The sequence below is a fragment of the Bacillus swezeyi genome (assembly GCF_001969815.1).
GTDB lineage: Bacteria > Bacillota > Bacilli > Bacillales > Bacillaceae > Bacillus > Bacillus swezeyi.
In genome coordinates, this window is the sequence record NZ_MRBK01000037.1 from 1 (window position 1) to 5,704 (window position 5,704).

General features: G+C 44.3%; 5 protein-coding genes and 1 pseudogene. 1 reads left to right on the forward strand and 5 read right to left on the reverse strand.

Annotation, left to right across the window (positions count from 1 at the left end; translation table 11 throughout):
* On the forward strand, positions 1-868 hold an 868-nt coding region (locus BTA30_RS20650; RefSeq protein ID WP_076763670.1), incomplete at its 5' end, for an acyltransferase family protein.
* Between the two features lie 63 nt (positions 869-931).
* On the opposite strand, the gene BTA30_RS20655 is transcribed toward BTA30_RS20650, so the two are convergent.
* From BTA30_RS20655 to htpX, 5 genes and pseudogenes are all read right to left on the reverse strand, one after another.
* Positions 932-1,117 carry a hypothetical protein gene (locus tag BTA30_RS20655; RefSeq protein WP_076763672.1) on the reverse strand — a complete coding sequence of 62 codons (186 nt, stop codon included), beginning with the start codon at positions 1,115-1,117 and terminating at the stop codon, positions 932-934.
* The gene (gene ykzP / locus BTA30_RS23485) at positions 1,114-1,275 is read right to left on the reverse strand and encodes a protein YkzP (RefSeq protein ID WP_164470268.1); all 162 of its coding nucleotides are present in this window, start codon (positions 1,273-1,275) and stop codon (positions 1,114-1,116) included. Before ykzP ends, BTA30_RS20655 begins: the two co-directional genes overlap by 4 nt.
* Positions 1,276-1,378: 103 nt before the next feature.
* Positions 1,379-3,120, reverse strand: a pseudogene (locus BTA30_RS20660) (penicillin-binding transpeptidase domain-containing protein).
* Between the two features lie 111 nt (positions 3,121-3,231).
* A complete protein-coding gene (locus tag BTA30_RS20665) occupies positions 3,232-4,581 on the reverse strand; it encodes a TrkH family potassium uptake protein (RefSeq protein ID WP_076763674.1) in 1,350 nt (449 codons plus the stop codon).
* 157 nt (positions 4,582-4,738) lie between these two features.
* Positions 4,739-5,632: a protease HtpX gene (htpX, locus tag BTA30_RS20670; RefSeq protein WP_076763677.1), complete on the reverse strand. Its 894-nt coding sequence runs from the start codon at positions 5,630-5,632 to the stop codon at positions 4,739-4,741.
* Positions 5,633-5,704: the final 72 nt, after the last annotated feature.

Here is a 5,704-nt window from a genome sequence, read left to right on the forward strand (position 1 = left end):
CATATCCGGTTACTTTGCAAAAGGGTTCAACCGTCCGGGATATGTCAAAAAAATCGCATGGAAACTGATGGTTCCTTATTTGATTTTCCAAGGAATTTATACGGTTTTCTATTCCTTTATAGATGATCAAAGTCTGTCTGCTGCAAATCCGCTTGAACCGCAATGGTCGCTTTGGTTTTTATTGAGCTTGTTTTTTTGGAATCTGCTGTTGTTTCCATTTACAAGGTTTCCGGCAAAATGGGCGTTTGCAGCAAGTCTTGCCATCTCCGTTCTTGTCGGTTATATCGATGCCGTCAGCAACACGCTCAGCCTATCGCGGACTTTTGTCTTCTTCCCAGTCTTTTTGGCAGGCTATTATTTGCAAAAAGACCATTTTAAAATGCTGAAAGGCTGGAAAGGCAAACAGGTCGCTTTAGCGGTTTTAATGGCAACGTTTGTTTTCTATTTCTTCGTTGATTTTGACTATTCATGGCTGTTTGGTTCCAAACCATATTCAGAGTTTGGCGATGTCGGGATGAAAAGCGGACTGAACCGTGCAGCGCTTCTTGTTTTAACGTTTGCCTCGACCTTTGCGTTCTTGGCGCTTGTTCCTGAAAGGCAGTATTTCTTTACCCTTTGGGGAACGAGGACATTCTATGTTTATTTACTGCACGGCTTTATCATTAAAACATTCAGAAAAACCGGTGCAGAAGAATGGCTGGCTGATTATCAAAGCCTGACCCTTTTGATGACGGCAACCGCAATCTTAACCTTCTGCTTGTCAAGCGGATTTGTTAAAACGGTGGCCCAGCCGGTCATCGAATTGAAGATTACGAACTTCATACGCTGGCTCAAAAGAGGCAGCCTATATAAAGCCTATTTTAAATAAAGTCCATTCTGTCTCAAGAAAAATCCCCTTCACAGCACGAATCCGCTGCGGAGGGGATTTTCTTTAGTCTTTTTGTTTATTTTCTTTTTGATCATTAGCTTTTTTCTTTTTTTTATTCTGCTCGATCACATCAATAAACTTAAAAGCATTAACATCACCGAGTTCACCTGAAAATTCCTCTTGGAGAACTTTTTTGTTCATCGGTTTTTTATGATTTTGCCGCTCCCTGCTTTTCAGGTGCTTTTTCACTGCCGCGATTCTCCCTGCTTGCCGTTTTTCGAGTTGCGGTTGGCGCCCCTGTCTCCGTTTTCAGCATCAAACTGTGTGATATATTGATGGTCATGCATGCTTTCTGCAGGTGTCTTATTGTTAAGAGCGGCTTCATTTCTGGCAACTTTTCTTTTCATGATGACATTCCTTTCATTTGTCGTTTCATTCGATATCCTTTCCTAAAACAGACACACCACACATCCATTTACCGGAAAAAAAATAAGCACCGATAAACGGCGCTTATTTTTTGAACACATTTTTGACTTTATTGACGACGTATGAGCTGCCTCCGCGGTCTGAGACATCCTGGATCATCATGGTAATCAAAAGATCTTTGTTTTTATAGTCGTAGGCTGTGAACCAGCCGTTTTCTTTGCCTTTTTCGTCTTTTTTCGTTTTCAGCTCCGCAGTTCCCGTTTTGCCTGCGATTGAAAGACCTTTGACAACCGGTTTATATGCTGAGCCGCGCGGATCTTCAACAACGCCTCTGAGACCTTTTGTAATCGTCTCTGCTCCGTCGGCCGGGACAACGTTTTTGTGCCAGATTTCCTTCTCATCCCCATCCTTTTTGATGAGGTAAGGCTTGATCAAATCCCCGTTATTTAAAAACGGCGTATAGCTTGCGGCGAGGTGTATCGGAGACATGAGCATCTGTCCCTGGCCATAGCCAGAATCGGCCAGAAGGATCTCCGAGTCAATTCCGTCGTTTGATATCGAGGAAGCCTTGGTCGGGAACTCATAACCAAGCTTTTCTTCAAAGCCGAATGATTTCAGCCCTTCGGTAAATTTGTCGCTCCCGGTATCAAGGGCGGTCTGCGCGAAGTAGATGTTGTCTGATGTGATCAGCGCGTTTTCCAAGTTGACTTCGCTCAATTGATCGGACACCCTTGTCACTTTATAGCCGCCCCATGACGAATCTTTCTGCCATTCTTTCCCGACGATTTTTTTCGCCTCATCCGTTTTAATCGCTCCGTTTTTCAGGCCGATGGATGCGGTAATCGGCTTGATGGTTGATCCTGGTGCATACGTTTTATTAAATTTGGAAGTGAATGGCGCCTCTTTGTCTTTGTTGAGCTTTTCCCATTCTCCCTTTTTCCAGCCGAACAAAAATCCATTCGGGTCATAGGAAGGTGCGCTGACAAGCGCCAATGTTTCCCCTGTTTGCGGCTGAAGGGCCACCGCCGTGCCGGAATCATCTTTTAATTGGCTGTACAGCTCTTCCTGCTTTTTGATGTCTATCGTCGTATGGATGTCCGTTCCGTCTTTAGCATCCTTTGATGCGATCGTTGCACCTGACTCAGGTACGGAAATCGTCCAGCCGATTTCACCCCTCAGCTGCTTTTCATAAACATGTTCAAGACCGACGATCCCCATCAGCGAATGTTCACTGTAACTTCCTTTATCCTGCTTTAATTCCTCTTCTGTGATTGGCCTTATGTATCCGGTTAGATGTGCGGCCTTCTCACCAAAAGGATAGTATCTTGATTGTGTGTCTTGTTTCAAAACGCCTGGTAAAGAAGTCGCTTTTTTGAGAAGGTCGGTATTCTCCGGCTTCACTTTTTTCAGAGGAACAAAAGAATCATCTTTCACCCAGCCTGCAGACAGCTGTTTTTCAATATCTTTTTTCTCCATATCAAGCATGTTTGCAATCTTTTTCAAAACACCGTCTTTATCATCTCCAAGCTCTCCCGGAACAACGCCGATTTCAGGCACTGTCGCATTTGTGGCGAGCGCTTTTCCANNTTCAAATCGGAAACTCCGATCTGTTCGTAAATTGATGTATTGCGTTCGATGAAATCATCTTTAGAAATGGATTTTTGCGCTTTAGATGAAAGCTGCTCATACATCTCTTCAAAGTTTTGCTTGTTCCATTTGTCTACATATTGATCCATGCTTTCTTTTGCCGTCGGTTCGTTTGAACAAGCTCCGGCGAGCAATAGAAATCCGGCGGCCATAAACAAATGGACGATTCTCTTTTTCATCATGTTTCCCCCTTTTTTTCAAGTCCGCCATTTAAGCATTATATCATACAAATAAATACAGTGAGCGACTTTAAGATCATAAAAAAAGACAGCCCTGTTAGACTGCCTTCCTTATCCGATAATAATTCTTTCTTTTGGATAATGGTAATTCGCTTCAATTTCTTTTCGTCCGATTAAATAAAGCAGCGTCACAATGCCGATTCGTCCGATAAACATCAAAATAATAATGACGCTTTTGCCGACGGTGCTCAAATCCGGAGTAATGCCCAAGGATAATCCGGTTGTGCCAAAGGCTGAACATACTTCAAACAGCAGCTCCAGCAAGGAATGTTTTTCCGTTGCGGTCAGGACGAGCGTTGAACAAAATACGAGGATCACGGCCATCAGCGTCACGATCAAAGATTTCATTAAATCGGCCTGGTGCAGCTCTCTCTTAAAAATTTTCACCGACTTGTTCCCTCTGGCAAAGTGGAACAAGGCCAGCAGATTTAAAGCAAAGGTCGTCGTTCTGATCCCTCCTCCGACAGAGCTTGGCGACGCACCGATAAACATGAGCAGGCACATAAACAATATGGTCGCTTGCGTAAACTGGCTGATGTCCATTGTGGCAAGTCCGCCGCTCCGTGTCGTTGTCGACTGGAACAGAGAGTAAAATAAAATCTCATGCCACGATTTTCCTAAAAAAGCATAGCGGGCTTCCATGACAAATATGGCAATCGCTCCTCCAATCACCAAAAGGAAAAATGTGACTGAAGTTAATTTGGTGAACAGGCTGAAGGTGAATTTCCGTTCTCCGCTGAGCAGAAAATCCTTCACCTCGATCAGCACCGGAAAACCGATCGCTCCGAATATAAGCAGCATGATGACCATAAACTGGACAAAATAATCGTGCTGAAACGGAATCAGCGAATTGCCCGTAATATCAAAGCCGGCATTGGTCGTGGCACTGACGCTTGTAAAAAACCCGTGTATAAAGGCTTCACCTGCTGAATCAAAATACTTTAGAAAGTAAGTGCCGAGAATCAGCCCGCCAAATAGCTCGATCAAAAGAATCAGTCCGAGCACATGCTTCATCATCTTGACAAGACCTGATAGACTGGTCTGGTTTTGATCCGTCATGATAAGGCGCCGCTCTTTCAAGCCGATCCGCTTTCCAAAAATGAGCCAGACAAAGGTTCCAAGGGTCATAATGCCGATGCCGCCAAACTGAAGCACGAACGCCAAAATCCATATCCCAGCCGTGCTGAATGTATCTGCGGTATCGACAACCGTCAAGCCGGTTACGCTCACAGCGCTTACCGCAGTAAACAAAGCGTCAATAAAAGACCATTCCACATCCTTTTGATGTGCAACGGGGAGACTCAATAATATAACGGAGACTGTAACCGCCAAAAAATAATAGAGCGCAATCAGCTGCACAGGCGACAGCACGCGCAAAAGCTTTTTTAGTAAAACCTTCATAATCGTTCCTTCTTCTTTTAGTTATCACTAGTTTTCAAACATCGTCTTCTGTATAACGTGTTCCATTTTAAAGGAAACATGCTCTGATGTACAGGCGGTTTTGTATTTTTAAATTAAAAAAGATAAACCCCCTTTTTATAGGGGGTTTCCGACCATTTTATTTAGCTTCCAGACGACGGATTCTTTCATTTAAATCAGGGTGTGTAGAGAAAAGCGATGTATGCTTTTTGCCGTTGATTTTTAATGTCGCGACAGAAGCCTGCTCTTCTTTGATTCTTGACGTATACTGCTCGAGAGAACGGAGTGCGTGAATCATCTTATCCTTGCCGGCAAGGTCTGCTCCGCCTCTGTCAGCATGATATTCGCGGTGCCGCGAATATGCGAAAACGACAAGGCTGCCAAGGATGGAAAATACGATTTGGAAAACAATGACCGCAATAAAATGAACGATCGGGGCCAGCTCTTCGCGGACAACCCGTGAAACCGCCCAAGCGGCAATGCGTGCGAAGAAAACAACAAATGTATTGACAATTCCCTGGAGCAATGTCATCGTGACCATATCTCCGTTTGCGATATGTGCCACTTCATGGGCAAGCACGCCTTCAACAGCAGCATCATCCATCTCCTGGAGAAGACCGGTAGAGACTGCGACCAGTGAGCGTTTTTTCGACGGCCCTGTCGCAAATGCGTTCACTTCACGGGAATTGTAAATCCCGACTTCAGGCATTTTCGTGAGACCGGCAGCACGCGACAATTTATGAACGCGGTCAACCAATTGCTGTTCTTCATAGCTGAGCGTTTGTTTCTCCGGGTTCAGCACCTGAACGCCCATCGCCATTTTTGCCATCCATCTTGACATCAAGAGCGACATAAAGGAGCCGACAAAACCGACAACCGCACTGAAGACGAGAAGCGCTCCTATATTGATGCCGCCGTCAGAGGTAAAATACGTCCCGACGCCCGTTAAAGAACCGATAATCGACAAGACAATTCCGATGGTCGTAATGACTAAGATGTTCGATAAAAGAAAGAGAAGGATTCTTTTTCCCATAATAACCTCCATGTTATAATAAGATCAAATGAACTCATATAATAAAATTATAAGTCATTGATTTGAAAATGC